Origin of the sequence: Nocardioides seonyuensis (assembly GCF_004683965.1) — a bacterium.
GTDB lineage: Bacteria > Actinomycetota > Actinomycetes > Propionibacteriales > Nocardioidaceae > Nocardioides > Nocardioides seonyuensis.
Map to the genome: position 1 here is coordinate 586,989 of NZ_CP038436.1, position 23,819 is coordinate 610,807.

Here is a 23,819-nt window from a genome sequence, read left to right on the forward strand (position 1 = left end):
GCGCCATGAGCCCCATGACCGGCAAGCCCGACCGCAACCTCGCCCTGGAGCTGGTGCGCGTCACCGAGGCCGCCGCGATGGCGGCAGGCCGCTGGGTGGGCCGCGGCGACAAGAACGATGCCGACGGCGTGGCCGTCGACGCGATGCGCGTGATGATCGCCAGCGTCGGCATGCGCGGAGTCGTCGTCATCGGCGAGGGCGAGAAGGACGAAGCGCCCATGCTCTACAACGGCGAGGAGGTCGGCGACGGCACCGGGCCGCTGTGCGACGTGGCGGTCGACCCGATCGACGGCACCACCCTGACCGCCAAGGGGATGAACAACGCCATCTCGGTGATGGCGGTCTCGCCCCGGGGCACGATGTACGACCCCAGCGCGGTGTTCTACATGGAGAAGCTCGTCACCGGTCCGGAGGCCGCCGGGGCCGTCGACATCCGCCTGCCGGTCGCCGAGAACATCGACCGGGTCGCCAAGGCCAAGGGCAGCTCGGCCGGTGACGTGACCGTCGTCGTGCTCGACCGCCCCCGGCACGCAAAGCTCGTCGAGGAGATCCGGGAGACCGGCGCCCGCATCAAGTTCATCACCGACGGCGACGTCGCCGGTGCGATCATGGCGGCTCGTCCCGACACCGGCGTCGACCTGCTGCTGGGGATCGGCGGCACCCCCGAGGGCATCATCACCGCCTGCGCCATGAAGTGCCTCGGCGGCACGATCCAGGGACGCCTCTGGCCCCAGGACGACGCCGAGCGGCAGCGAGCGCTGGACGCCGGCCACGACCTCGACCCCGACTTCGTCCTCGGCACCGACGACCTGGTCACCGGCGACGACTGCTTCTTCGTCGCCACCGGCATCACCGACGGCGAGCTGATGAAGGGCGTGCGCTACCGCGGCAACGGCGCCACCACGCATTCCCTCGTGATGCGCTCACGCAGCGGCACGATCCGCTCGATCACGGCCGAGCACCGGCTCTCCAAGCTGCGCGACTTCTCTGCCATCGACTTCGACGGCTGATCAGACGGCGGCCGCGACCTCGGCGGTCCGCGGCGTCGAGCGCAGTGCGTGCACGACCGCCGCGATGACCTGGGAGTCCATGGCCATGCCCACGTGGGACGCAGTGACCTCGACGGACTCGGCCTCGGGGTCGACGCACGCGCGCCAGTCGACGATGCCGTCGCGACGGCTGTAGATCGCGGTGAGCGCGACGTCGTCGGGGATCGGGTGACGAGCCTGGCCGAACCCCTCTCGCGCACACTCCCCCGCCACGCAGTCCTCGGCCATCAGCGCGGCCAGACCGGCGCGGTTCAGCCGCACGAGCACGTCCACGGTTCGCGCCAGGGTGGCGTGGTGCGCGCCGGGCGCCAGCACCGGGCTCCCCATGGTGACGACGCCGGAGACCAGGTCGGGACGGCGCACGGCCAGGGCACGCCCGAACACGCCGCCCAGGCTGTGCCCCACGATGCGCACCCGGGAGTCACGGTGGTGCGCGATGTCCTCGAGCCGCTCCTCCAGCCGTGCCATGGCGGCCTGCGTGCAGCCGACGTTGGCGCGGATCTGCGAGTCGTAGGTGCGGAACCCCTCGCGCTGCAGCGAGCGGGCCATCGGCCTCAGTGTCGCGTCGCCCGCCATGAAGCCGGGAACCAGGAGCACCGGCTCCGCAGCGCGGGGCACTAGCCTCCCGGCGTACGGCGTCCGCCTGGCCATCCTTCGCTGCCCGGCCGTGCGTGCTGCGTAGTGGCCGGCCTCGCGCAGCACTCGCGCCTCCCGCAGGACGGCGGCCAGCGAGGGCGGGGCGAAGCCCGCCGGGGTGAGGAATTCAGCCACTGTGCGCTGGGTCACAACGGGAACGGTAACCAGAAACCCGCCATGTATGTGGATTTCGTGGCTTTCAGTCAGGCGTCGTGTTGACTTGAGGCATGTCTGTCCCCTCCTCCGACGCCGATGTCCTCGTCTCCGAGGAGCTCTTCGCACCCGTCGGCAACGACGTGGAGCTGTGCTACCAGACCTTCGGCGACCCTTCCGACCAGGACCTCGAGCCCCTGCTGCTCGTGATGGGCCTGTCGGGTCCGATGACCTGGTGGGACGAGGAGCTGTGCCTGGCCCTGGCGCGAGCGGGGTTCTTCGTCGTCCGCTACGACAACCGCGACGTTGGCAGGTCGACCAAGCTCCCCGGACGCGTCCGTCGCGGCCACCTGGTGCGCGCCTTCGCAGGGCGCCGGGTGCGGGCGCCGTACTCCATGTCCCACCTCGCCCAGGACGCGGTCGCACTGCTCGATCACCTCGGGATCGACTCCGCCCACGTCGCCGGCATCTCGATGGGCGGCATGATCGCCCAGACGGTGGCCATCGAGCATCCGGCACGGACCCGGTCGTTGACCAGCATCATGTCCACGACCGGGCGCCGCACCGTGGGATGGCAGGACCCTCGGCTGCTCCCGATGCTGATCGGACCGCGCAGGGCGGGCCGCGAGGCCTACGTCCGCAGCAGTGCCGCCATGTGGGCGCTGATCGGCTCGCCCGGCTACCCGACCGAGCCGACCGCTCTCGAGAAGCGAGCGGGCGAGACGTTCGACCGTGGGATCAGCGCCAGCGGCGTGCTGCGCCAGATGCTGGCCGTCCTCACCCAGCCCGACCGCACCTCAAGGCTCCGCAGCGTCAAGGTCCCGACCCTGGTGCTGCACGGGATGTCGGACCGCATGGTGCACGTGAGCGGGGGGCGCTCGACCGCCGCTGCCATCCCCGGCGCGGAGCTGGTGCTGGTCGACGGGATGGGCCACGACCTCCCGCCCGCGCTCTTCGACACCTTCGTCGACGCCATCCGTCGCACCGCTGATCGGGCCCGCTCCGACGCCCAGATCTGAGCGTCTCGTAGTCCTGCCTGTTGCCAAACATGGCCCATTGGCACTAGACCAGTGGCCTGAGTCACAACAGGGAGGGCGCCGATGATTTCACCATCTAGGACCCGACTGCGGGGGCGTCCCGGCGTCCGGCGGACGGCATCCGCCGCAGTGCTCGGCCTCGCGTGCGGACTGCTCGCGTCCTGTGGCGGCGAGGGCAAGACCTCCCTCACCTGGTACGTCAACCCCGACGGGGTCGAGATCTTCCAGGAGTACGCCGACTCGTGCAGCACCGACGACTACGACATCTCGGTGCAGCAGCTGCCCTCGAGCGCGACCGACCAGCGCGTCCAGCTCGCGCGTCGTCTGGCTGCCGAGGACTCCTCGACCGACCTGATGAACCTCGACCCGGTGTTCGTGGCGGAGTTCGCCAATGCCGGCTGGCTCGCCGAGGTGCCCCAGGAGAAGGCGGAGCAGATCCTCTCCAGCATCGAGGGCGACGGTGACTACCTGACCGGCGCCGCGGAGACGGTGGTCTGGGACGACACCGTCTATGCGATCCCGCAATGGGCCAACACCCAGGTGCTCTGGTACCGCAAGTCGCTCGCCGAGGCGGCCGGGCTCGACATGGACCAGCCGGTGACCTGGCAGCAGATCATCGACGCCGCCAGCTCCGAGGGTGGAAGCGTGGGGGTGCAGGCCAACCGCTACGAGGGCTACGTCGTCTGGATCAACGCACTCGTCGAGGGCGCCGGTGGCTCGATCGTCGAGAACACCGAGGCCGGCCGCGACGCCGACGTCACGATCGGCTCCGAGGCCGGACAGAAGGCCGCCGAGGTGATCCAGTCCCTCGCTGAGTCCCCCGCGGCCCAGCCCGACCTGTCGGTGTCCAACGAGGGCACGGTCCTCGGCCCGATGTGGTCCGACCCCGGCGAGTTCATGGTCAACTGGACCTTCGTCTACAAGAACTACGAGGGCCAGGTCGGCGCCGCCGGCGGCCCCGAGGACGACCAGGCCTTCGAGGACCTCGGCTGGGCGCGCTACCCCGCCACGGTCGAGGGCGAGGAGTCCAGGCCTCCCATCGGTGGCATCGACATCGGGGTCGGCGCCTACTCCGAGCACCCGGACTGGGCGGCCGAGGCGGCCGAGTGCATCACCTCCACCGAGGCACAGGTCGACCTGGCCCTCAAGGCAGGGCTGATGCCGTCGACCAACGCCGCCTACGAGGAGGTCGCCTCCAGCGGCGACTACCCCGAGGACCTCGTCGAGCTCTTCCGCGACAGCGTCGACACCGGAGGCCCGCGACCCAAGAGCGCGTTCTACGCGACGATCTCCAACGCCCTCCAGACCCAGTGGCACGCGCCCGGCTCCGTCGACCCGAGCAGCACGCCGAAGGAGTCGGCGACATTCCTGGAGGCCGTGCTCGAAGGCAAGGAGCTGCTATGAGCACCACCGTGCAGACTGCGACGGCGCAGGGCAAGAAGGCCCCCCGGCCGGAGGTCAGCGACCGCAGCAGGGCGGAGAACCGCCTGGGCCAGAAGCTCGTGCTGCCGGCGATCATCCTGATGCTGATCGTCACCGCGTTCCCGATGCTCCGCGCCGTCTGGCTCTCGGTCTTCGACTACACCCTCACCGCGCCGGACGACCGCAACTTCGTGGGGCTCTCCAACTACCTGACAGCACTGAGCGACGACCTGTTCTGGAAGACCACGGGGATGACCGTCCTCTACATGCTGGTGACGGTCGCGATCGAGCTCGTCATCGGCTTCATCTTCGCGATGGTCATGCACCGCGTGATCTTCGCGCGCGGCGTCGTACGCACCTCGATCCTCATCCCCTACGGCATCATCACCGTCGTCTCGGGCTTCGCCTGGCAGTTCGCGTTCTCCTACCAGAACGGCTTCGTCAACTCCTGGCTCCCCGGCATCGAGGACAGCTTCAACTGGTTCGGCGACACCCTGCCCGCCTTCATCGCCATCTGCGTCTCGGAGATCTGGAAGACCACGCCGTTCATGTCGCTGCTCCTCCTCGCCGGCCTCGCGCAGGTCTCCGAGGACATGCTCGAGGCCGCCAAGGTCGACGGGGCCACCTGGTGGCAGCGCCTGTGGAAGGTCGTGATCCCCAACATGCGCTCGGCGATCATGGTCGCCGTCCTCTTCCGCGCACTCGACGCCTACCGCATCTTCGACAACATCTTCGTGATGACCAACGGTGCCGAGGACACCGCGTCGATCAGCTTCCTGACCTACCGCCAGACCATCGAGCAGTTCCAGCTCGGCATGGGCTCGGCGCTGTCGGTGCTGCTCTTCCTGTCCGTGCTGCTGATCGCGTTCCTGATCATCAAGCTGTTCCGTGTCGACCTGGCCGCTGCCCGACAGGAGTGATGACGATGAAGAAGCTCGGAGTCCCGCTCGGGGTGCTGCTCATCCTGGTCTGGTGCCTGCTGCCGGTCGTGTGGATCATCTCGCTGTCGTTCAAGTCAGAGGAGTCGATCACCGCCGGCAACCCCGGTTTCCTCCCCGGTGAGGGCACCAATGCCGGCTGGGCCAACTACGACAAGGTCCTGACCGACCCCCTCTACGACTACTTCCCGCGAGCGATCCTCAACTCGATCGGGATCAGCCTGATCGCGACGCTGCTCTCGGTCATCGTCGCCACGCTGGCCGCCTACGCGATCGCCCGACTGGAGTTCAAGGGCAAGAAGCTCGTGCTCTCGCTCGCCCTGGTCATCGCGATGTTCCCGGTCGTGTCCCTGGTGGGCCCGCTGTTCGACATGTGGCGCACGTTCGGGATCTACGACACGTGGATCGGGCTGATCATCCCCTACATGAGCTTCACCCTGCCGCTGGCCATCTGGACCCTCTCGGCGTTCTTCAGGGAGATCCCGTGGGAGATGGAGCAGGCCGCCCAGGTCGACGGCGCCACCTCCTGGCAGGCGTTCCGCAAGGTGATCGTCCCGCTGGCCGCACCGGGCGTGTTCACCGCGGCGATCCTGACCTTCTTCTTCGCGTGGAACGACTTCGTCTTCGGCATCTCGCTCACCTCCACCGAGGCTGCGCGACCGATCCCGGCATCGCTGGCGTTCTTCGTGGGTGCCGATCCGTTCAACCGCCCGGCCTCGCTGCTCGCGGCCGCAGCGGTGATCTCCACGATTCCGATCATCATCGTCGTCTTGTTGTTCCAGCGAAAGATCGTCGCCGGCCTCACCTCCGGCGCAGTGAAGGGTTGATTGCCATGGCTGCCATCGAGATGAAGAACATCGTCAAGCAGTACGGCGACGGCTTCCCTGCCGTCAACGACGTCAGCATCGACGTCGCAGACGGGGAGTTCCTGATCCTCGTCGGGCCCTCGGGCTGCGGGAAGTCCACCCTCCTGCGGATGATCGTCGGCCTGGAGGACATCACCAGCGGCGACATGGTCATCGGTGGCAAGAAGGTCAACGACCTCGCCCCACGCGACCGCAACCTCGCGATGGTCTTCCAGAACTACGCGCTCTACCCCCACCTCAGCGTCTACGAGAACATCGCGTTCCCGCTCCGGTTGGCGGGCGCCTCGGACTCCGAGGTCGACCAGAAGGTGCGCGAGGCGTCCAAGACGCTCGAGCTCGACGAGCACCTCGAGCGCAAGCCGGGCAACCTGTCGGGCGGCCAGCGACAGCGGGTCGCCATGGGTCGCGCGATCGTGCGCGACGCTGAGGCGTTCCTCTTCGACGAGCCGCTCTCCAACCTCGACGCCAAGCTCCGCGGGCAGATGCGCACCGAGATCTCGCGCCTGCAGAAGAAGCTCGGCATCACCACGGTCTACGTCACCCACGACCAGACCGAGGCGATGACGCTGGGCGACCGGGTCGCCGTCCTCAAGCGTGGCGTGCTCCAGCAGCTCGCCACTCCGCGTGAGCTCTACGAGAACCCCTGCAACCTGTTCGTGGCCGGGTTCATCGGGTCGCCTCCGATGAACTTCCTGCCTGCCACCGTCAAGGGAGACAGCGTCGAGCTGCCGTTCGGCACCGTGAAGATCCCGGCCGAGAAGGCCGAGCGGGCGCAGGGCAAGGGCCTGCTGATCGCGGGCATCCGTCCCGACCACTTCGAGGACGCCAGCGTCGTGGACAACCCGGCCGACGAGGCCACCTTCGACACCACCGTCGACGTGGTGGAGTGGCTCGGCAACGAGGCCTACGCCTACATCCCGTTCGAGGCGCCGCCCGAGGTCACCAAGCAGCTACAGCAGCTCGAGCGCGACCTCGATGGTGAGTCACTGCGCACCCAGCTGGTCGTCTCGCTCGACGGCGCCAGCCAGATCAAGGAGGGCGACCAGGCCAAGATCTGGGTCGACGCGCGCAAGATCCACCTCTTCGACCCCGCCACCGGCGAGAACCTCACCATGGACCCCGACAAGGCCGGGACCGTGCCGGGCGACAACGCCATGGCGAAGGCGGAGCAGGCCGGGGAGAAGCAGGACGCCGTACAGCCCGCCGGAGCCGCCGGGGACGCCAAGACGACCCAGTAGGGCGCGGCCGACCGCCTCAGTAGGAGCCGAGGAACTTCTTCGGCGTGCCCCGCGGCGGCTGCCGCTGCACCTGCACCGACCCCATCAGAGCCACTCCGCGCACGCGCACGGTCGGTGAGTCGGGACTCACCTGCGCGGGGGCCTTGTCCTTGCCCTGCCCGTAGTCGCCCATGATCGGCGTCCCGTCGACGACGACGTGGAAGTGGGCCGGGACGATGATCTTGACGTCACCCATCACAGCGCTGGCGTTGATCAGGGTGTGGTGGCTCGTCATGACGGCTTCACGCAGGTCGAGGGTGACGCTGCCCATCAAGGAGAAGGCGGAGTGGCTCTCCGGCACCTGCCAGACGCCTCGCCGCTTGCAGTCGCCCATGATCGCGATCGACGACGCGTGGCCGGTGACGGGGCCCACCGGTGCTTGCGCGGCGGGGACGGGCGAGTGCCCGGCAACCTGCAGGTCCACCGTGATGGGGACCAGGTCGGCGTACGTCTTGGCCGCCCAGGTGGCCTCGAGCCGCTCGTCGAGCTCGTCGAGGTCGATGCGCCCCTCACCGGCAGCGTCACGCAGCACCTCGGCGACCTTCTGGCGGTCGGCGTCGGAGATGCGCATCTGTGCGGGACCGGTCGGACGGTTCTCGATCTCCCCCATGCAACCAGCCTAGACGAGTCTGCGCATCGCTCGCCTGTGACAGACGTCAGTGGCCCTGCTGCTCCACGAGCAGCTCGAGCGCCTGCGCCACTCCATCGTCCATGTTGCTGGCGGTCACCTCGTCGGCGACCGCGCGCGTCCCCGGGTGTGCATTGGCGACGGCCACTCCGCGCCCAGCCCAGGTGAGCATCTCGACGTCGTTGAGCGCGTCACCGAAAGCCATCACCTCGCGGGGCTCGATCCCAAGGAGCGAGCAGAGCCGCGCCACGCCCCAGGCCTTCGTGATGCCCTCGCTCATCACCTCCAGGAAGGGCGCACCCGACGAGGTGACGGAGAAGCCCCCCAGGCCCAGCTCGTCGAGGCGCAGACGGAGGTCCTCGGCACCGATCTCCGGATGGCGCAGGATGAGCTTCAGGCTGGGCTCGGCGAGCACGTCGGCCACGGGATGGTTTCCCATCGTGGTCACGTCGCGCTTGTGGTCGTCGTACGTCGCGATCGAGCTGTAGCCCTCCTGCGCGACGAACTTGTCGCCGCCGTCGCGGACGCTCGCGCACAGCACCCCCGGGACCGCCGTGACGAGCGCCTTCACGAGGGCTTGCTGGGCCTGCACCGCGAGGTGGGTCTCCCACAGCTGCTCACCCGTGCCCAGGTGGACGCCGAGGCTGCCGTTGCTGCAGATCGCCCAGTCCTCGAAACCTGCGTCCTCGGCGATGTGGCGAACGCCGATCGGCTGCCGCGCGGTGACGGGTACGACGCGCACTCCCGCCTTGCGCACCCCGTCGAGCGCCGCGCGGGTCCGAGGACTCACGCTGAGGTCGTCGCGGAGCAGGGTGCCGTCGAGGTCGGTGACGACGAGGCGAATCCGCACGGAAGCGAGCCTAGGGTGTCCACGCGGTTCGCTGTATCCACCCTGGCGGCAGATGACAACGGGCTCTCCACCCTGGCGGCGTACGACGGCTCAGTTCACGTTTCGGACGTTGTATGCCGCCACCTTCGCGGCGGGCATGTCATGTGCCGCCACCCTCAGGGCTCCAACCGGCCGAGCGGCGTACGACGCCTCAGTCGGCCGCGGCGTCGACGTACACCGTTCCGCCGAGCTCCACGAACTCCGCGGACTTCTCCCTGAACCGCTCGCGGACGTCCTGGCTGATGCGCATCGAGCAGAACTTCGGGCCGCACATCGAGCAGAAGTGCGCGGTCTTGGCCGCCTCGGCCGGCAGGGTCTCGTCGTGGAAGGACTCGGCGGTGTGGGGGTCCAGGGAGAGTGCGAACTGGTCGTGCCACCGGAACTCGAAGCGCGCCCGGGACAGCGCGTCGTCCCAGTCCCGGGCACCCGGGTGGCCCTTGGCGACGTCGGCTGCGTGGGCGGCGAGCTTGTAGGTGATGACTCCCGTCTTCACGTCGTCCCGGTTGGGCAGGCCGAGGTGCTCCTTGGGCGTGACGTAGCAGAGCATCGCCGTCCCGTGCATCGCGATCGTGGCTGCACCGATCGCCGAGGTGATGTGGTCGTAGCCCGGCGCGATGTCGGTCACGAGCGGGCCGAGCGTGTAGAACGGCGCGCCGTGGCACCACTCCTGCTGGAGGCGGACGTTCTCCTCCACGAGGTTGAGCGGCACGTGGCCCGGCCCCTCCACCATCACCTGCACGTCGTGGGCCCAGGCCCGTTCGGTGAGCTCGGCCAGGGTCCGCAGCTCGGCGAGCTGCGCAGCGTCGTTGGCGTCGGCGACCGAGCCGGGACGCAGGCCGTCGCCGAGGCTGAAGCTGACGTCGTACTGCGCGAAGATCTCGCACAGCTCGTCGAAGTGGGTGTGGAGGAAGTTCTCCTCGTGGTGGGCCAGGCACCACCCGGCCATGATCGAGCCGCCCCGCGAGACGATCCCCGTGACCCGCTCCGCCGTGAGTGGGACGTGGCGGAGCAGCACGCCCGCGTGGATGGTCATGTAGTCCACGCCCTGCTCGCACTGCTCGACGACGGTGTCGCGGAAGATCTCCCAGGTGAGCTTGTCGGCCTCCCCGTCCACCTTCTCCAGCGCCTGGTAGATCGGGACGGTGCCGATCGGCACGGGGCTGTTGCGCACGATCCACTCCCTCGTGGTGTGGATGTCGTCGCCGGTCGAGAGGTCCATGACGGTGTCGGCTCCCCACGTCACCGCCCAGGTGAGCTTGTCGACCTCCTCGGCGACCGACGAGGTGACCGCGCTGTTGCCGATGTTGGCGTTGACCTTCACCAGGAAGCGCCGCCCGATGATCATCGGCTCCAGCTCGGGGTGGTTGACGTTGGCCGGGATGATGGCGCGCCCGGCAGCGATCTCGCTGCGGACGAGCTCGACCTCGCAGCCCTCGCGCGCGGCGACGTACTCCATCTCCGGGGTGACCAGGCCACGTCGGGCGTAGGCCATCTGGGTGACCGTGCGGCCGGGCAACGCCCGTCGAGGTGGACGCTGCTCGCCGCGCCACTCCTCGCGCGGGCGCCCTCGTCGCAGGGCGCCGCGTCCGTCGTCGAGGAGCTGCGTCGCGCGGCCGCCGTAGACCTCGGTGTCACCCCGCTCCTCGATCCACCCGGAGCGCCGGGGCGCGAGCCCGAGCTCGGGGTCGGAGCCGGGCCCGCTGGTGCAGTAGCGGTCGAAGGTCTCGCCGTTCGTCAGCGTCACCCGAGTGACGGGGACTTCGCGGTCACCGGTCAGCACTCGCTGGTGTGCGGGGCTGACGACGTGGGGGCTGACGGGGCGGGGGTGGACGGTCATGGTGCTCCTCCTGAGGTGTGGGCGATGGGTCCTCGGCCGCGGCCGAGGTCCCAGGTGCTGCTGGTCGTGAGCTGGGTGACGACGTACGACGCCGCGCGCCGGGCGGCGTCGTGCACCGCGTCGCCGAGCGCGAGCCGCGCGGCCAGCGCGCTGCTGAAGGTGCAGCCCGTCCCGTGGTCGGCGGTCGTCGCGACGGCGGGGTGCCGCAGTGGCTCAGGGTGTCCGCCGGGCACGCACAGCCAGTCCGTGCACGTGCCGGCAGCGCCGCCTCCGGTCAGCACGACGACGCAGCCCAGGTCGGCGAGGCGTGCTGCCAGCTCGCCGGGTGGATCGTCGCGACCCGTCAGCGCGCGCGCCTCGTCGAGGTTGGGCGTCGCGACCGTCGCGACCGGGAGCAGGTGCTCGACGTAGGCACGGACCACCGAGGCGTCGCCGAGCACCGCTCCGCTGGTCGCCACCAGCACCGGGTCGACCACGAGGGGCAGGTCCCCCAGGCGGTGCGCGACCGTCTCGACAACCTCGGGCGAGCCCAGCATCCCGGTCTTCACGGCAGCGACGGGGAGGTCGCCCACGACCGCCTCCACCTGGGCAGCGACGAGGTGGGCGGGCACCGCGTGGACCGCATGCACTCCTGCCGTGTCCTGGGCGGTGACAGCGGTGACGACGCACGCTGCGTGGCAGCCCAGGTGACCGATCGTGGCCACGTCCGCGGCCAGGCCGGCTGCCCCTCCGCTGTCGGTGCCGGCCACGGCCAGCACCACCGGGGGCGTGCTCATCCGACCTCCCCCAGCAACTGAGCCACCACCGAGGCAGGGTCATCGGCTCTCATCACCGCACCCATGACGGCAACGCCGTGCGCGCCCGCCTCGATCGCCGCTCGGGCGTTGGTGGCGTCGACGCCGGCCAGCGCGAGGACCGGGACCGGGTGACCCGCCCACGAGTCGGCGGGCAGGGGCGGGCGACCGGGCTTGCTCCTGCTGGGAGCGTACGGCGACAGGGTCGCCCACGCAGCGCCCTCGCCGGCCGCGCGTGCGACATCCTGCCGCGAGTGGCAGGAGCGGCCCCAGCGACCAGAGCGGGGAGCCGGCTGGTGCGCGGCGAGGTGGAGCCCGTGCGCGGTGAGGCAGGGGCTGCGCGAAGAGATGACCATGAGCCCGTCGATGCGGGCGAGGTCGCGCAGGAGCAGTGCCCGGGCGTGCACGGAGAGGTCGTGCTCACGGACCACGACGGCCCGCAGGCCGGCGGCGGTGCACTCGCGCACGGTTGCCAGCAGTCCCCGCCCGGGGGGCAGCAGGGAGCGGTCGGTCACCAGCACGACTCGCGGCAGTGGGAGCGACGTGACCTCCGGCTGTTCATGCACGTGAATGAACCGCTGTCCATCGGGGCCGCTCATCCGACCCTCCCCTCGAGGGGACTCGCGGACCGGGCTGCCGCGCGTCGTGGGATGCGTCCGGCCCCGTGGGAGAGCTCGCCGGCGTGCACGGCGAGCCGCAGGGCACGGGCCATGGCGACCGGGTCCTCGGCCCGCGTGACCGCGCTCGCGGCCAGCACCGCGGAGCAGCCCAGCTCCATCGCCAGCACAGCGTCGGACGCGGTGCCGATGCCGGCATCGAGGACGACCGGGACGTCGACGGCAGCGACGACCGCCTCGATGTCGTGGGGGCTCAGCACGCCGAGCCCGGACCCGATCGGTGCGCCCAGCGGCATCACGGCCGCGCAGCCCAGGTCGGCGAGACGGCGAGCCAGCACCGGGTCGGCCGTCGTGTAGGGCAGCACCGTGAAGCCCCGCGAGACCAGCATGCCGGCTGCCTCGATGAGCTCCACCGCATCCGGCAGCAGGCTCGCCTCGTCTCCGACCACCTCCAGCTTGACCCAGTCGGTCTGCAGCGCCTCGCGCGCCAGCTCGGCGGTGAGCACCGCCTCGCGGGCTGAGAGGCAGCCCGCGGTGTTGGGCAGCACCGGGATCCCACGCCGCTCGAGCACGTCGAGGACGCTGCCCGGCGCGTCCGAGGAGGTACGACGCATGCTCACCGTCACCAGGGCCGGCTCCGCAGCATCGAGCACGGGCTCCAGGAGGCTCGGTCGCGGCAGCCCGCCCGTGCCGAGGAAGAGCCGCGAGGACAGCCGGATGCCTGCGATGACGAGGCCGCTCATCCGCCCGCCACCGCCGTCACGACCTCGACATCGTCCCCGTCCACGATCGGGTGCCCGCTCACGCCGGCGCGCGGCACGACGTGGCCGTTCACCGCGACGGCGCTGCCATGGGGCAGCGGCCCGAGCAGCTCGCCGAGCGTGGCCGCGGCGGCGTCGGTCTCCTGACCGTTGACTCTGAGCCTCATCACGCGGTCCTTCCTGGTCGGAGCAGGCGACATGGGTCCACGGCCGGCTCGACCCGGCCGTGCTCGATCGAGTCCGCGAGCAGCTGCGCGGTCAGCGGGGCGAGCAGGACGCCGTGCCGGAAGTGCCCGGCGGCCAACCAGACGCGGTCCTCCACCTGGCCGACGAGCGGCAGGTGGTCCGGCGTGGCCGGCCGGTCCCGGGCGATCGCCTCGCGCAGCTCGGCCCGGTCCAACGAGGGCACGAGCACGCGCGCGGCCCGCAGCAGCCGTTCGACGCCGCCGAGGGTCACCACCGGGGGTGCGGCGTGCTCCTCGACCGTGGCGCCGATGACGACCTCGCCGTCGGGCCGAGGAACGACGTAGACCGCCTCTCCGCGCACCCAGCCACGCACGACGTGCCGCGGGGGGTCGTCGCAGCGGGCCCGCAGGATCTCGCCGCGCACTCCGCGGACCAGGGTGTCGTACGGCGCCGGTAGCCGGCTGCCGGTCGCGATCACCGTGGCGTCGGGCGACTCCCCCGGGCGTTCAGGCACCAGGCGCACCAGCCGCATCAGGGCCGCCACCACCTCCCTCGGGTCCACGGCGTGGTCGCCGGGCAGCAGCAGCCCGGCGCTCGCCCGCCCCAGGGTCGGCTCCTTCAGCCGCAGCTCGCGCGGGTCGAGCGCCTCGGCCTCGACCCCGAGGCCCGCCAACAGGTCTCCCTGACGCCGCACGAGCTGGGCGTCCCCGGCGTCGTGGCCGACCAGCAGCGTGCCGGTCTGGCGCAGCGTGACGCCGAGGGCGGCGGCGTACGACGGCCACAGCGCCGCGCTGCGCACCCCCAGCTCCCACGTCGAGGCCTCGCCGTGCCAGGCCTCCCCGGCCGGCGAGAGCATCCCGGCGGCGGCGTGGCTGGCGCCCGTGCCCGGCGACGGGTCCACCACGACGACGTGGTGCCCGCGCAGCGAGAGCTCATGGGCGCAGGCCAGGCCGATGATCCCGCCGCCGATCACGTGGATGCGCATCAGCACACCGCCGCGACGAGCTCCTTCGCTGCTGCGACGGGGTCGGGTTGTCGCCAGGCTGCGCCGATCACGGCCACTCCGTGGGCTCCCGCGCGCCGTGCCCTGCTCGCGCCGGCGACCGTGATCCCGCCGATGGCGACCAGCGGCAGCACCCCCGCGGCTGCCGTGATCGCGTCCAGGCCGAGCGGCGACGGGAGCGAGTCCTTGCTGGCGGTCTCGAAGACCGGCCCGAACCCGGCGTAGGTCGCGCCCTCCGCGGCCGCCCTGCGCACGGCCGCCGCGTCCCTGCAGGTCGCCCCGACCACCAGGTCCGGCGCGAGCCGGCGGGCGTCGGTGACGGCGAGGTCCTCGGCCCCGAGGTGGACGCCGTCGGCGCCCGTCGCCAACGCGACGTCGAGCCGGTCGTCGACGACCACCACGGCACCACTCGGCCGCACCGCAGCGAGGACGATCCGCGTCAGCTCGACGAGCTCTCGGGTCGTCGCGGCCTTGTCGCGCACCTGGAAGCCGTCGACACCGACGCTCGCCATGTCCTCGAGCAGGGCGAGGTCGTCGGCCGCAGAGACGAGGCAGAACAGGCGGGGCAGGCTGGGCGTGCGGTCAACCATCAGAGCTCACTTCCTTCGCCGGCATGACCCGGATCAGGTACGACGGTCGGAGCGGTATCAGCTCCCTCTCAGCCCGCTGCCGCGGACTCCCGTGGGGACGCCGACGACCGTAGCAGAGCCACGACGGCGCTGGCCGCCGCTCTCCCGGCACGACTGGCGCCGATGGTGCTCGCCGACGGGCCGTAGCCGACGAGCTGGACGCGGGGGTCGAGGACGGCGGTGGTCGCAGCCTGGACGTTGCCCGGCACCGGCTCGAGGGCGATGCCCCCACCGGAGGATCGCAGGCCCAGCGGGGCGAGGTGGTCGACGGCGGCACGGAAGCCGGTGGCCCAGAGGATCACGTCGACGGGCTCGAAGGCACCATCCGCCCAGCGCACGCCGTCGGGCTCGATCGCCGCGAACATGGGTCGCCGCTCGTAGGCTCCGAGCTCGGCGGCACGCTGTTCCTGCTCCCGCAGCGCCAGGCCGGTGACGCTGACGACGCTTGCCGGCGGCAGCCCGCGTCGTACGCGCTCCGCGACGAGGGTCACGGCGGCCAGGCCGGCCTCGCGGTCGAAGTCGTCCTCGCGCCACAGCGGCGGCTGACGCGTCACCCACAGGGTGCTGGTCACAGGTGCCAGCTCACCGAGGAACTGCACGGCCGAAGCCCCACCACCGACCACCAGCACGCGCTTGCCCCTGAGGTGGTCCGCACCCGGGTAGTGCGCGGTGTGGAACTGCTCGCCCTTGAACGACCCGATGCCCGGGTAGTGCGGGACGAACGGGCGCGTCCAGGTCCCGGTCGCGTTCACGAGGGTGCGAGTGCGCCACTCGCGGTCGCCGGCGCGTACGACGAGCAGGTCACCGTCGCTCTCGACCCGGTCGACGCGCACCGGACGCAGCACCGGCAGCGCGTGGCGGCTCTCGTAGTCCGCGAAGTAGGCGGGCACCACGACGTTGGCCGGGGCCGGCGAGCGGCCCGGGGCAGGGGTCGCCGGCAGGTCGGCGACGCCGTGCACGTCCTCCATGGTGAGCGAGTCCCACCGGTGCTGCCAGGCGCCGCCGGGACGCCGGTCGGCGTCGAGCACGACGTGGTCGACACCGCGTCGCAGGAGATGGAAGGACGCCGCCAGGCCGGCCTGACCGGCGCCGATGACCACGCTGTCGAGGACGGAGTCGCGGGAGGTCATGCCGTGACAACGCCCCGGCCGCCGCATCTATGCCGGCCCACTTCCCCCTACACAGGCGTGCGCCGGCGTGGCAACCTCGGAGGCATGGACCTCACCAGCCTCGCCCGCACCCTGCTCGACCTCCACCACACCGGCCGCACACTGGTCCTCCCCAACGTCTGGGACGCCTGGTCCGCAAGGGCCGTCGCCGAGGCCGACTTCCCTGCCCTGAGCATCGGGAGCCACCCCTTGGCCGACTCGCGCGGGCAGGGCGACAAGGAGGACATGTCGCTCGACGACGCCCTCGACGGCGTGCGCCGCATCTGCGGCGCCGTGCCCGACGTTCCCGTCACCGCCGACCTCGAGGCGGGCTACGGCGTGGCCCCCGCCGAGCTGGTCGAGCGGATGCTCGAGGCCGGGGCGGTCGGCCTCAACGTCGAGGACACCGTCCACTCAGAGGGCGGGCGGATGCGCTCGGTCGCCGAGCACGCCGACTACATCGGCGGGCTGCGGCAGGCAGCTGACGGCGCCGGGGTCGACGTGGTCATCAACGCCCGCACCGACGTCTTCCTCCGCAAGGCGGAGTTCGAGGACCCGGTCGCCGAGGCGATCACCAGGCTGAAGGCGTGCGAGGACGCCGGGGCGAGGTGCGTCTACCCCGTGGGAGTCCCCGACGTCGAGACCCTGCGCACGCTCCTCGACGAGCTCTCCGGCCCGGTCAACGTCATCGCCAACCCGCGCATCGGCTCGGTGGTCGGCCCCTTGGAGGAGCTTCAGGCCATGGGGGTCCACCGGGTCACGTTCGGGCCCAAGCTGCAGCAGGAGCTCGCTGCTGACCTCAAGGCCCTGGTCTCCCACTGGCGGGCGTAGCATCCCGGCGTGACCGTCGCACCTCCCACTGCCTCCACGCCAGCCCCCACCGGCCCCGAGTTCCACTACTCCGAGCTGCTCCCGACCGCTGGCTCCAACGGCGCCGAGCAGACGCCGTACCGCCTCGTGACGAGCGAGGGCGTGAGCACCTTCGAGGCCGAGGGGCGCACCTTCCTGCGCGTGGACCCCGAGGCGATCCGGCGCCTGACGGCCGAGGCGATGCACGACATCAGCCACTACCTGCGGCCCGGCCACCTCGCCCAGCTGCGCAGGATCATCGACGACCCCGAGGCGTCCGGCAACGACCGCTTCGTCGCGCTCGACCTGCTCAAGAACGTCAACATCTCCGCCGGCGGAGTGCTCCCGATGTGCCAGGACACCGGCACCGCGATCGTGATGGGCAAGAAGTCCGAGGGCGTCCTCACCGGCGGTGACGACGGCGAGGCCATCAGCCAGGGCGTCTACGACGCCTACACGCGCCTCAACCTGCGCTACTCCCAGCTCGCTCCGCTGACGACCTTCGAGGAGAAGAACACCGGCACCAACCTGCCGGCGCAGATCGAGCTCTACTCCACGCCGGCCCAGGACGTGCCCGAGTACAAGTTCCTCTTCATGGCCAAGGGCGGCGGGTCCGCCAACAAGTCGTTCCTCTTCCAGGAGACCAAGGCCGTCCTCAACCCGACGCGGCTGATGCAGTTCCTCGACGAGAAGATCCGCTCGCTCGGCACCGCCGCGTGCCCGCCCTACCACCTCGCCGTCGTCATCGGCGGCACCAGCGCGGAGTTCGCGCTCAAGACCGCGAAGCTCGCGTCCGCGCACTACCTCGACGACCTGCCCACCGAGGGGTCGATGAGCGCCCACGGCATCCGCGACACCGCGCTCGAGGAGGAGGTCTTCGAGCTGACGCAGTCCTTCGGCATCGGCGCGCAGTTCGGTGGCAAGTACTTCTGCCACGACGTACGGGTCGTGCGCCTCCCCCGCCACGGCGCCTCCTGCCCGGTGGCGATCGCGGTGTCGTGCTCGGCCGACCGTCAGGCACTCGGCAAGATCACCCCCGAGGGGGTCTTCCTCGAGCAGCTCGAGACCGACCCGGCGCAGTACATGCCCGACGCCGGCATGGCGCACGACATCGCCGGCGGTGAGGTCGTGCCGATCGACCTGCGCCGCCCGATGCCCGAGATCCTGGCCGAGCTCTCCAGGCACCCGGTCAAGACCCGCCTCTCGCTGACCGGCCCGCTCGTGGTCGCGCGCGACATCGCCCACGCCAAGATCAAGGAGCGCCTCGACGCCGGCGAGGAGATGCCGTCCTACCTCAAGGACCACCCGGTCTACTACGCCGGACCGGCCAAGACGCCCGACGGGATGGCCTCCGGCTCGTTCGGCCCGACGACGGCCGGTCGCATGGACTCCTACGTCGAGCAGTTCCAGGCGGCCGGCGGCTCGATGGTGATGCTCGCCAAGGGCAACCGCAGCAAGCAGGTCACCGACGCGTGCCACGCCCACGGCGGCTTCTACCTCGGCTCCATCGGCGGGCCCGCCGCCCGGCTCGCCCAGGACTGCATCAAGTCGGTCTCGGTGCTGGAGTACGAGGAGCTCGGCATGGAGGCGGTGTGGAAGATCGAGGTGGAGGACTTCCCCGCCTTCATCGTCGTCGACGACAAGGGCAACGACTTCTTCACCGACCCCGCCGGCACCACGACGGTGCCGTTGAGCGGGATCCGCGTCCGCTCGGTCGGCTAGCCCCGGACGTCATACGCTGGTGGACCCATCGGTCGACTCGCGTATGACGTCCCCACGCCGTATGACGTCGGCGCCCTCCATCCGCGCGAGACCAGCGCCTGCTCGACCTGTGCGAAGAAGTCGTCTGGACATGCCTTCAGTCCGAGCACCGGGAGTCGGAGCACGATGTCGCCCTCAAGCGCGATGGTGTTGTGTCGCAGTGCATCAGCGATCGCGTTCTGGACCCAGCCGTGCTGGATCCCGTCGACCTCGAGGCACACCCTGAACCAGCTCCATCGGAAGTCCAGGTAGTAGGTCCGGGCCGATGTCCGCCTGAGCGCTTGGAGGTCAGGCTCGGGGAGCCCTCGTTCTCGGCAGCCCCGCAGGACGTCGAGCTCTCCCAGAGACCCCACACCTCCTGCCAGGTCCAGGAGCAGCGAGTCGATGCGCGTACGACGACGGTCTCGCCGCACGGCGAGCAGCGCCGCCGCGATCTCGCCGGGGGTCGCCAGCTTCTGTTGGACGGTCATCGTCAGGACGAGATCTGCCTGCCGGTCGGATCTCGCCCACAGGGCTGCTCGAACGGCGGCGACCGGAGTGCGGGAGCGGGGGACGTCCTCCCGGTCGATGTCGTCCTCGTTCCACCGCCTCGTCTGCCTGATGTCGACGCTTGCGCCCCGGTGTCGCACGCGCGCACCGCGCGGCACGGTGACGCGCAGTGGCGTGGCGTCGAAATGCTTGAGCCCGCCGAGCACCAAGGACGACGCTCCGTCGACGTAGGCACGCGGACCCGCCTCCAGCACTGCCGACCAGTGCTTGGCTCTCTCGTCCAGCGGGCCGCAGTGAAGCACGATCGAGTGCACCCCCAGCGGGCGCCACCGGTTCGCCGTGATGTTGGCCGCGATCGCGGCTGGGCTCAGACCCGCACGGCTCAATTGCGCCCGGGTGACGACTCCGGCCTGCTTCTCCCCCAGCTCGTGCGCGGTGAGGTGATGGCCCCGGCGACGCGCCGCCGTGCTCCTCGTGATCTCCATGTCGAGGAGGATGTCCATTGGCGTCGGCCGACCGCCGGGGCTGGTCGCCGCCCTTGTGGACGACCCGCACCAGAGGCGTCTGTGGACGACTGACGGCCTGTTCCGGGGCGCCGCGCGCACGTGGGAGCGTCATGCCGCACGCACGTCATACGTCGCTGGACCCACCGGTCAATCACCGTATGACGTCCGTGGCGCCAGGACCCGGCTACTCTCGCAAACATGCAGCAGGAGGCCGCCCACGAAGTCGCCCGCGCCGAGTCGGAGCGGGGCGAGGTGGTGCTGAGACGACGTACGTCGGATGCCGGCGCCGACGTGCTGGAGCTGCGCGCCAACGGGGTCTTCGTGATGGACACCCTCGAGACGAGCACCGAGACCGAGCTCGCGGCAGCTGCCCTCGAGCTCGTGGCCGACCCACGCGACGTCGTCATCGGTGGGCTCGGCCTGGGGTTCACCCTCCAGCGTGTCCTGGCCGACACCCGGGTCGAGAAGGTGAGCGTGGTCGAGGTCGAGGAGGCGCTCATCGGCTGGATGCGCGACGGCACGGTCCCCCACGGGCCGGCCTTGCTGGCCGACCGCCGTGTCCACCTCGTCAACGCCGACATCACGATGGCCGTCGCCGAGGCGCGGCACACCTACGACCTCGTGCTGCTCGACGTCGACAACGGGCCCGGCTACCTCGTCCACGACCAGAACGTCGGCCTCTACGAGCCCGCGATGGTCGAGCAGTGCCGCCGGATCCTCAACCCCGACGGCGTGCTGGTGGTCTGGGCGGCCAATGAGTCACCCGAGCTGCTGCGCACGCTCGAGGACGTCTTCGGCAAGGCCGAGGAGCGGGCGTACGACGTCCTGCTCCAGGACCGCCCCGAGCAGTACTACCTCTACCTCGCCCGCCGCTCCAGCGCGTAGCGTCGGACCCATGACACCGAGCGGCGCCCACGAGACCAGGATCGAGCACGACTCCATGGGCGAGGTCGAGGTGCCTCGCGACGCCCTGTGGCGGGCCCAGACCCAGCGGGCCGTGGAGAACTTCCCGATCAGCGGGATCACCCTCCAGCCGCGCCACATCCAGGCGCTGGCCCACGTCAAGGCGGCGGCTGCGACGGTCAACGCGCAGCTGGACGTCATCACCCGGGAGCAGGCCGACGCCATCGTCGCGGCGGCGGGCGAGGTGGCCGAGGGCCGCCACGACTCGGAGTTCCCGCTCGACGTCTTCCAGACCGGCTCGGGCACCAGCTCCAACATGAACACCAACGAGGTGCTCGCCTCCCTCGCCGGCCGGGCCGGGGTCGAGGTCCACCCCAACGACCACGTCAACGCGAGCCAGTCCTCCAACGACACCTTCCCCACGTCGATCCACGTCGCCGCGACCCTGGCCGTCGCCGAGGACCTGCTGCCCGCCCTCGACGTGCTCGCCTCCTCGCTGGAGACGAAGGCCGACGAGTTCGCGACGACGGTGAAGTCGGGCCGCACGCACCTCATGGACGCGACGCCGGTGATGCTCGGGCAGGAGCTCGGGGGCTACGCCGCCACCGTCCGCTACGGCGCCGAACGGCTCGAGTCGGTCCTCCCCCGGGTGCGCGAGCTGCCGCTGGGTGGGACCGCGGTCGGCACGGGCATCAACACCCCCCAGGGCTTCGCGGCCCAGGTGATCGAGGAGCTGGGTCGTCGTACCGGCCAGCCGTTCACCGAGGCCCGCAACCACTTCGAGGCCCAGGGGACCCGCGACTCACTCGTGGAGCTCAGCGGGGTCCTGCGCACCATCGCCGTCGGGCTCACCAAGATCTGCAACGACCTGCGCTGGATGTCGTCGGGACCGACGACGGGGCTCGCGGAGATCCACCTGCCCGACCTCCAGCCGGGGTCGAGCATCATGCCCGGCAAGGTCAACCCGGTGCTCCCCGAGGCGACGCTGATGGTGTGCGCCCAGGTCGTCGGCAACGACGCGACGATCGCCTGGGCCGGCGCTGCCGGCAACTTCGAGCTCAACGTGATGATGCCCGTGATCGCCCACAACCTGCTGGAGTCGATCCACGTGCTCTCGACCTCGTCGGTGCTGCTCGCGGAGCGTTGCATCGACGGGATCACCGCCGATGCCGAGCGCATGCGCGCCTACGCCGAGTCGTCGCCGAGCGTCGTCACCCCGCTGAACAAGTACATCGGCTACGAGGAGGCCGCCAAGGTGGCCAAGCAGGCGATGAAGGACGGCGCGACCATCCGCGAGACCGTGCTGGCGCTGGGGTACGTCGACCGCGGCGACCTCACCGAGGAGCAGCTCGACGCCGCCCTCGACGTGGAGTCGATGACCCACCCCTGAGGCTCACATCTCCTCGTGGGTCTCCGGATCGCCGCCCCACAGCCGGCCCGACGGGTCGTCCAGAGCACTGATCGCCGCCATCTCGGCGTCGGCGAGCTCGAAGCCGAACACGTCGAGGTTGCTCGCCTGCCGCTGCGCCGTCGCGCTCTTGGGGATGGGGACCGCCCCGAGCTGCACGTGCCAGCGCAGCACGACCTGGGCCGGGGTGACGTCGTACGCCCGCGCCGCCTCGGCGATCGCCGGCTCGTCGAAGGGCGGCTTGCGAGCACCCAGCGGGCTCCACGACTGGGTGCGGATGCCCAGTCGCTCGTGCTCGGCGCGCAGGTCGGCCTGGGCGAAGCGGGGATGCAGCTCGACCTGGTTGACGGCGGGCGTCACGCCGGTCTCGTCGATGATCCGCTGCAGGTGCGCCGGGGTGAAGTTGGAGACCCCGATGCTGCCGACGAGCCCTCGCTCGCGAAGGTAGACGAGGCCGCGCCAGGTGTCGACGTACAGGTCTCGCGAGGGGTTGGGCCAGTGGATGAGCACCAGGTCGATCCGGTCGAGACCGAGCCTCTCTAGTGACCCTTCTACCGAGCGGACGGCTCCGTCGGCGCTGTGGTCCCGCCCGCGGATCTTGGTGGTGACGACCAGCTCGTCACGGTCGATGCCGCTGGCGCGGATGCCCTCACCGACCTCGGCCTCGTTCTCGTAGGCCACCGCCGTGTCGAGCAGGCGGTAGCCCGCGTCGATGCCGGAGGCCACGGCACGTACGCCGTCGGCGCCACGCAGCCGGTAGGTGCCGAGGCCGATCGCGGGGAGCGGCTGACCGTCGTTGAGCGTGTGCGTCGGAACCTGGGTCATGCCCCCACGTTAACGAGCCGGCTCAGGCACCCGAGAGCCGAAGCTCCTGCTGGTGGTCGAGCTCGGCGCGAAGCTCCTCGATGAGGTCGTCGTGGTCGCCGCCCAGCGCAGGCCGCTCCTCCACGCGCTTCTCCCAGTGGTGCAACGCTGCGGGCCACCCGACGATGTCGGCCGGCTCCCAGGAGTACCGCGGCGTCACGTGGGCGTGCAGGAAGGCGTCGGTGTTGCCCTGGATCTCCAGGTTGATGCGGCGGAACTGCGGGTCGCGCCGCGCGCACACCGCCCCCACGGCCCGCCCCAGCACGGCCATGTCCTGGAGGAACACCAGCTGGCGTGCCGGCTCGAGGTCGGTGAGCTGATCGACACCGGGGGTGTCGGAGATCAGCACGCAGTAGCCCGGCAGGTGCTGGTTGTCACCGATCACGGCGAAGCCGGCCTCGAGCCGGCGCAGCACGGTCGGGTTGGTCCCGGCGATCGCCGAGCCGACGCGGTCGGCCTTGTAGTCCTCGTTCATGCCCTTCACCGTAGGGGTGCGTGGACTCAGTAGAAGCCGTGGCTCCGCTTGAAGCTGTCGGCGTTGCAGGGCGTGCCGTAGCGCCCGGCGATGTACTCGAGTCCCCACCGGATCTGCGACTCGGCCGAGGTCATGTAGTCGGCCGGCAGGTCGTGCAGCTGGGTGAGCGCCTGCGGGATGCCGTACGCAGACGACGTGGGGTTGTCCGCGTCGACCCGCCAGTTGGACTCCCCGACGTACAGCGAGTCGAGGCAGGCGAACTGGTCGGCGGAGAAGCCGTACTCGGGGAGGAGCGCCCGGGCGATGTCGCGCGGGTCGCTCTGCGAGAGGTCCTGGCTGCGGCTGACCGCCGTGCCTGCTGACGCAGAGAGCGCGGCGGCCTTCGTCGCGTCGCGGTGACCGCGGCGGTCCGAGCGCGAGACGACCGGGGCGCGCTCCTCGAGCGCCTCCGCGCCGGCGGTGGACGGCGTGGTCGAGCTGATGTTCGCCGATGCTGCGGTCACCTCGGGCGGGGCCTCCAGGAGCCCCCCGGACACGGCGACGCCGGTGGCCGCGGCGGCGACCCCTGTCACGACGACGGACCGGCGAATCACGCGGGCCGACGTGCGGGTCGCCTTGTGGCGACCGGGCGCGCGGTGCTTGGGGGTGTACTTGTCGGGTTTCGGCACAGGTGTGTCCACAGGGGGGTTGACGA

At 70.8% G+C, this 23,819-nt stretch carries 25 protein-coding genes and 1 riboswitch; of the genes, 10 read left to right on the forward strand and 15 right to left on the reverse strand.

Translation table 11 applies throughout. The features are described from left to right. Window positions 1-5: 5 nt before the first annotated feature. The gene (glpX, locus tag EXE58_RS02915; protein ID WP_135266495.1) at window positions 6-1,010 is read left to right on the forward strand and encodes a class II fructose-bisphosphatase; all 1,005 of its coding nucleotides are present in this window, start codon (window positions 6-8) and stop codon (window positions 1,008-1,010) included. On the opposite strand, the gene EXE58_RS02920 is transcribed toward glpX, so the two are convergent. Then, the gene (locus tag EXE58_RS02920; RefSeq protein WP_135266496.1) at window positions 1,011-1,835 is read right to left on the reverse strand and encodes an alpha/beta hydrolase; all 825 of its coding nucleotides are present in this window, start codon (window positions 1,833-1,835) and stop codon (window positions 1,011-1,013) included. Window positions 1,836-1,912: 77 nt separating this feature from the next. Here EXE58_RS02920 and EXE58_RS02925 point away from each other — a divergent pair, with 77 nt between their 5' ends. The 5 genes from EXE58_RS02925 (at window position 1,913) to EXE58_RS02945 (ending at window position 7,339) form a co-directional block, all read left to right on the forward strand. Beyond that, window positions 1,913-2,857 carry an alpha/beta fold hydrolase gene (locus EXE58_RS02925; RefSeq protein WP_135266497.1) on the forward strand — a complete coding sequence of 315 codons (945 nt, stop codon included), beginning with the start codon at window positions 1,913-1,915 and terminating at the stop codon, window positions 2,855-2,857. 81 nt (window positions 2,858-2,938) lie between these two features. Further along, window positions 2,939-4,279 (forward strand): extracellular solute-binding protein, encoded by a 1,341-nt coding sequence (locus EXE58_RS02930; RefSeq protein ID WP_135266498.1) that lies wholly within the window; start codon window positions 2,939-2,941, stop codon window positions 4,277-4,279. Continuing rightward, complete coding sequence (locus EXE58_RS02935) at window positions 4,276-5,217, forward strand: carbohydrate ABC transporter permease (RefSeq protein ID WP_135266499.1); 942 nt, start codon at window positions 4,276-4,278, stop codon at window positions 5,215-5,217. The genes EXE58_RS02930 and EXE58_RS02935 overlap by 4 nt, the downstream gene beginning before the upstream one ends. 5 nt (window positions 5,218-5,222) lie before the next feature. After that, entirely contained in the window at window positions 5,223-6,062 is an 840-nt protein-coding gene (locus tag EXE58_RS02940) for a carbohydrate ABC transporter permease (RefSeq protein ID WP_244242398.1), read from the forward strand. Window positions 6,063-6,067: 5 nt separating this feature from the next. Then, window positions 6,068-7,339, forward strand: a complete 1,272-nt coding sequence (locus tag EXE58_RS02945; RefSeq protein ID WP_135266501.1) for an ABC transporter ATP-binding protein — start codon at window positions 6,068-6,070, stop codon at window positions 7,337-7,339. 16 nt (window positions 7,340-7,355) lie between these two features. Here the strand turns inward: EXE58_RS02945 and EXE58_RS02950 are convergent, their stop codons facing one another. From EXE58_RS02950 to EXE58_RS02995, 10 genes are all read right to left on the reverse strand, one after another. After that, window positions 7,356-7,988, reverse strand: a complete 633-nt coding sequence (locus EXE58_RS02950; protein WP_135266502.1) for a DUF1707 SHOCT-like domain-containing protein — start codon at window positions 7,986-7,988, stop codon at window positions 7,356-7,358. Window positions 7,989-8,034: 46 nt separating this feature from the next. Continuing rightward, window positions 8,035-8,856 (reverse strand): HAD family hydrolase, encoded by an 822-nt coding sequence (locus EXE58_RS02955; RefSeq protein ID WP_135266503.1) that lies wholly within the window; start codon window positions 8,854-8,856, stop codon window positions 8,035-8,037. 190 nt (window positions 8,857-9,046) lie between these two features. Continuing rightward, window positions 9,047-10,732 (reverse strand): phosphomethylpyrimidine synthase ThiC, encoded by a 1,686-nt coding sequence (gene thiC / locus EXE58_RS02960; protein WP_135266504.1) that lies wholly within the window; start codon window positions 10,730-10,732, stop codon window positions 9,047-9,049. Then, complete coding sequence (gene thiD, locus EXE58_RS02965; protein WP_135266505.1) at window positions 10,729-11,508, reverse strand: bifunctional hydroxymethylpyrimidine kinase/phosphomethylpyrimidine kinase; 780 nt, start codon at window positions 11,506-11,508, stop codon at window positions 10,729-10,731. The genes thiC and thiD overlap by 4 nt, the downstream gene beginning before the upstream one ends. Next, entirely contained in the window at window positions 11,505-12,092 is a 588-nt protein-coding gene (locus EXE58_RS02970; protein WP_167288647.1) for a thiamine phosphate synthase, read from the reverse strand. The genes thiD and EXE58_RS02970 overlap by 4 nt, the downstream gene beginning before the upstream one ends. Before the next feature lie 29 nt (window positions 12,093-12,121). Continuing rightward, on the reverse strand, window positions 12,122-12,886 hold the full coding sequence (locus tag EXE58_RS02975) for a thiazole synthase (protein WP_135266507.1): 765 nt from the start codon (window positions 12,884-12,886) through the stop codon (window positions 12,122-12,124). Continuing rightward, window positions 12,883-13,071 (reverse strand): sulfur carrier protein ThiS, encoded by a 189-nt coding sequence (gene thiS, locus EXE58_RS02980; protein ID WP_135266508.1) that lies wholly within the window; start codon window positions 13,069-13,071, stop codon window positions 12,883-12,885. Before thiS ends, EXE58_RS02975 begins: the two co-directional genes overlap by 4 nt. Beyond that, window positions 13,071-14,075, reverse strand: coding sequence for an FAD-dependent oxidoreductase (locus EXE58_RS02985; protein WP_135266509.1), 1,005 nt, complete (start codon window positions 14,073-14,075; stop codon window positions 13,071-13,073). Before EXE58_RS02985 ends, thiS begins: the two co-directional genes overlap by 1 nt. Beyond that, on the reverse strand, window positions 14,075-14,683 hold the full coding sequence (locus tag EXE58_RS02990) for a thiamine phosphate synthase (RefSeq protein ID WP_135266510.1): 609 nt from the start codon (window positions 14,681-14,683) through the stop codon (window positions 14,075-14,077). Before EXE58_RS02990 ends, EXE58_RS02985 begins: the two co-directional genes overlap by 1 nt. Beyond that, window positions 14,677-14,786: riboswitch (TPP riboswitch) on the reverse strand. Its footprint overlaps the gene before it by 7 nt. Then, window positions 14,752-15,852 carry an NAD(P)-binding domain-containing protein gene (locus tag EXE58_RS02995; protein ID WP_167288649.1) on the reverse strand — a complete coding sequence of 367 codons (1,101 nt, stop codon included), beginning with the start codon at window positions 15,850-15,852 and terminating at the stop codon, window positions 14,752-14,754. (Overlaps the previous riboswitch by 35 nt.) 84 nt (window positions 15,853-15,936) lie before the next feature. Between EXE58_RS02995 and EXE58_RS03000 the strand changes: the two genes are divergently transcribed. Beyond that, window positions 15,937-16,701, forward strand: coding sequence for an isocitrate lyase/PEP mutase family protein (locus tag EXE58_RS03000; RefSeq protein ID WP_135266511.1), 765 nt, complete (start codon window positions 15,937-15,939; stop codon window positions 16,699-16,701). Window positions 16,702-16,710: 9 nt separating this feature from the next. Continuing rightward, window positions 16,711-18,441: a fumarate hydratase gene (locus tag EXE58_RS03005; protein WP_135266512.1), complete on the forward strand. Its 1,731-nt coding sequence runs from the start codon at window positions 16,711-16,713 to the stop codon at window positions 18,439-18,441. Here the strand turns inward: EXE58_RS03005 and EXE58_RS03010 are convergent. Next, on the reverse strand, window positions 18,438-19,454 hold the full coding sequence (locus tag EXE58_RS03010; RefSeq protein ID WP_135266513.1) for a hypothetical protein: 1,017 nt from the start codon (window positions 19,452-19,454) through the stop codon (window positions 18,438-18,440). The genes EXE58_RS03005 and EXE58_RS03010 overlap by 4 nt on opposite strands. A gap of 219 nt (window positions 19,455-19,673) precedes the next feature. Here EXE58_RS03010 and EXE58_RS03015 point away from each other — a divergent pair, with 219 nt between their 5' ends. Both EXE58_RS03015 and EXE58_RS03020 read left to right on the forward strand, forming a co-directional pair. Next, the gene (locus EXE58_RS03015) at window positions 19,674-20,360 is read left to right on the forward strand and encodes a spermine/spermidine synthase domain-containing protein (protein ID WP_135266514.1); all 687 of its coding nucleotides are present in this window, start codon (window positions 19,674-19,676) and stop codon (window positions 20,358-20,360) included. Window positions 20,361-20,370: 10 nt separating this feature from the next. After that, window positions 20,371-21,768: a class II fumarate hydratase gene (locus EXE58_RS03020; RefSeq protein WP_135266515.1), complete on the forward strand. Its 1,398-nt coding sequence runs from the start codon at window positions 20,371-20,373 to the stop codon at window positions 21,766-21,768. Window positions 21,769-21,771: 3 nt separating this feature from the next. Here the strand turns inward: EXE58_RS03020 and EXE58_RS03025 are convergent, their stop codons facing one another. Genes EXE58_RS03025 through EXE58_RS03035 form a run of 3 tightly spaced genes read right to left on the reverse strand, consistent with a single transcriptional unit; the run spans window position 21,772 to window position 23,793 of the window. Further along, window positions 21,772-22,611, reverse strand: a complete 840-nt coding sequence (locus EXE58_RS03025; RefSeq protein ID WP_135266516.1) for an aldo/keto reductase — start codon at window positions 22,609-22,611, stop codon at window positions 21,772-21,774. A 22-nt stretch (window positions 22,612-22,633) separates the two neighbouring features. Then, window positions 22,634-23,125, reverse strand: coding sequence for an HIT family protein (locus EXE58_RS03030; RefSeq protein WP_135266517.1), 492 nt, complete (start codon window positions 23,123-23,125; stop codon window positions 22,634-22,636). Between the two features lie 26 nt (window positions 23,126-23,151). Next, window positions 23,152-23,793 (reverse strand): aggregation-promoting factor C-terminal-like domain-containing protein, encoded by a 642-nt coding sequence (locus EXE58_RS03035; RefSeq protein ID WP_135266518.1) that lies wholly within the window; start codon window positions 23,791-23,793, stop codon window positions 23,152-23,154. Between the last annotated feature and the right edge of the window lie 26 nt (window positions 23,794-23,819).

Excerpts from the sequence above, each read along its gene's own strand:
- glpX (WP_135266495.1), top strand. The coding sequence starts at position 6 with ATGAGCCCCATGACCGGCAAGCCCGACCGCAACCTCGCCCTGGAGCTG.
- EXE58_RS02925 (WP_135266497.1), top strand. The coding sequence starts at position 1,913 with ATGTCTGTCCCCTCCTCCGACGCCGATGTCCTCGTCTCCGAGGAGCTC.
- EXE58_RS02930 (WP_135266498.1), top strand. The coding sequence starts at position 2,939 with ATGATTTCACCATCTAGGACCCGACTGCGGGGGCGTCCCGGCGTCCGG.
- EXE58_RS02935 (WP_135266499.1), top strand. The coding sequence starts at position 4,276 with ATGAGCACCACCGTGCAGACTGCGACGGCGCAGGGCAAGAAGGCCCCC.
- EXE58_RS02940 (WP_244242398.1), top strand. The coding sequence starts at position 5,223 with ATGAAGAAGCTCGGAGTCCCGCTCGGGGTGCTGCTCATCCTGGTCTGG.
- EXE58_RS02945 (WP_135266501.1), top strand. The coding sequence starts at position 6,068 with ATGGCTGCCATCGAGATGAAGAACATCGTCAAGCAGTACGGCGACGGC.
- EXE58_RS02950 (WP_135266502.1), bottom strand. The coding sequence starts at position 7,988 with ATGGGGGAGATCGAGAACCGTCCGACCGGTCCCGCACAGATGCGCATC.
- thiC (WP_135266504.1), bottom strand. The coding sequence starts at position 10,732 with ATGACCGTCCACCCCCGCCCCGTCAGCCCCCACGTCGTCAGCCCCGCA.
- thiD (WP_135266505.1), bottom strand. The coding sequence starts at position 11,508 with ATGAGCACGCCCCCGGTGGTGCTGGCCGTGGCCGGCACCGACAGCGGA.
- EXE58_RS02975 (WP_135266507.1), bottom strand. The coding sequence starts at position 12,886 with ATGAGCGGCCTCGTCATCGCAGGCATCCGGCTGTCCTCGCGGCTCTTC.
- thiS (WP_135266508.1), bottom strand. The coding sequence starts at position 13,071 with ATGAGGCTCAGAGTCAACGGTCAGGAGACCGACGCCGCCGCGGCCACG.
- EXE58_RS02985 (WP_135266509.1), bottom strand. The coding sequence starts at position 14,075 with ATGCGCATCCACGTGATCGGCGGCGGGATCATCGGCCTGGCCTGCGCC.
- EXE58_RS02990 (WP_135266510.1), bottom strand. The coding sequence starts at position 14,683 with ATGGTTGACCGCACGCCCAGCCTGCCCCGCCTGTTCTGCCTCGTCTCT.
- EXE58_RS02995 (WP_167288649.1), bottom strand. The coding sequence starts at position 15,852 with ATGACCTCCCGCGACTCCGTCCTCGACAGCGTGGTCATCGGCGCCGGT.
- EXE58_RS03000 (WP_135266511.1), top strand. The coding sequence starts at position 15,937 with ATGGACCTCACCAGCCTCGCCCGCACCCTGCTCGACCTCCACCACACC.
- EXE58_RS03010 (WP_135266513.1), bottom strand. The coding sequence starts at position 19,454 with ATGGAGATCACGAGGAGCACGGCGGCGCGTCGCCGGGGCCATCACCTC.
- EXE58_RS03015 (WP_135266514.1), top strand. The coding sequence starts at position 19,674 with ATGCAGCAGGAGGCCGCCCACGAAGTCGCCCGCGCCGAGTCGGAGCGG.
- EXE58_RS03020 (WP_135266515.1), top strand. The coding sequence starts at position 20,371 with ATGACACCGAGCGGCGCCCACGAGACCAGGATCGAGCACGACTCCATG.
- EXE58_RS03025 (WP_135266516.1), bottom strand. The coding sequence starts at position 22,611 with ATGACCCAGGTTCCGACGCACACGCTCAACGACGGTCAGCCGCTCCCC.
- EXE58_RS03030 (WP_135266517.1), bottom strand. The coding sequence starts at position 23,125 with ATGAACGAGGACTACAAGGCCGACCGCGTCGGCTCGGCGATCGCCGGG.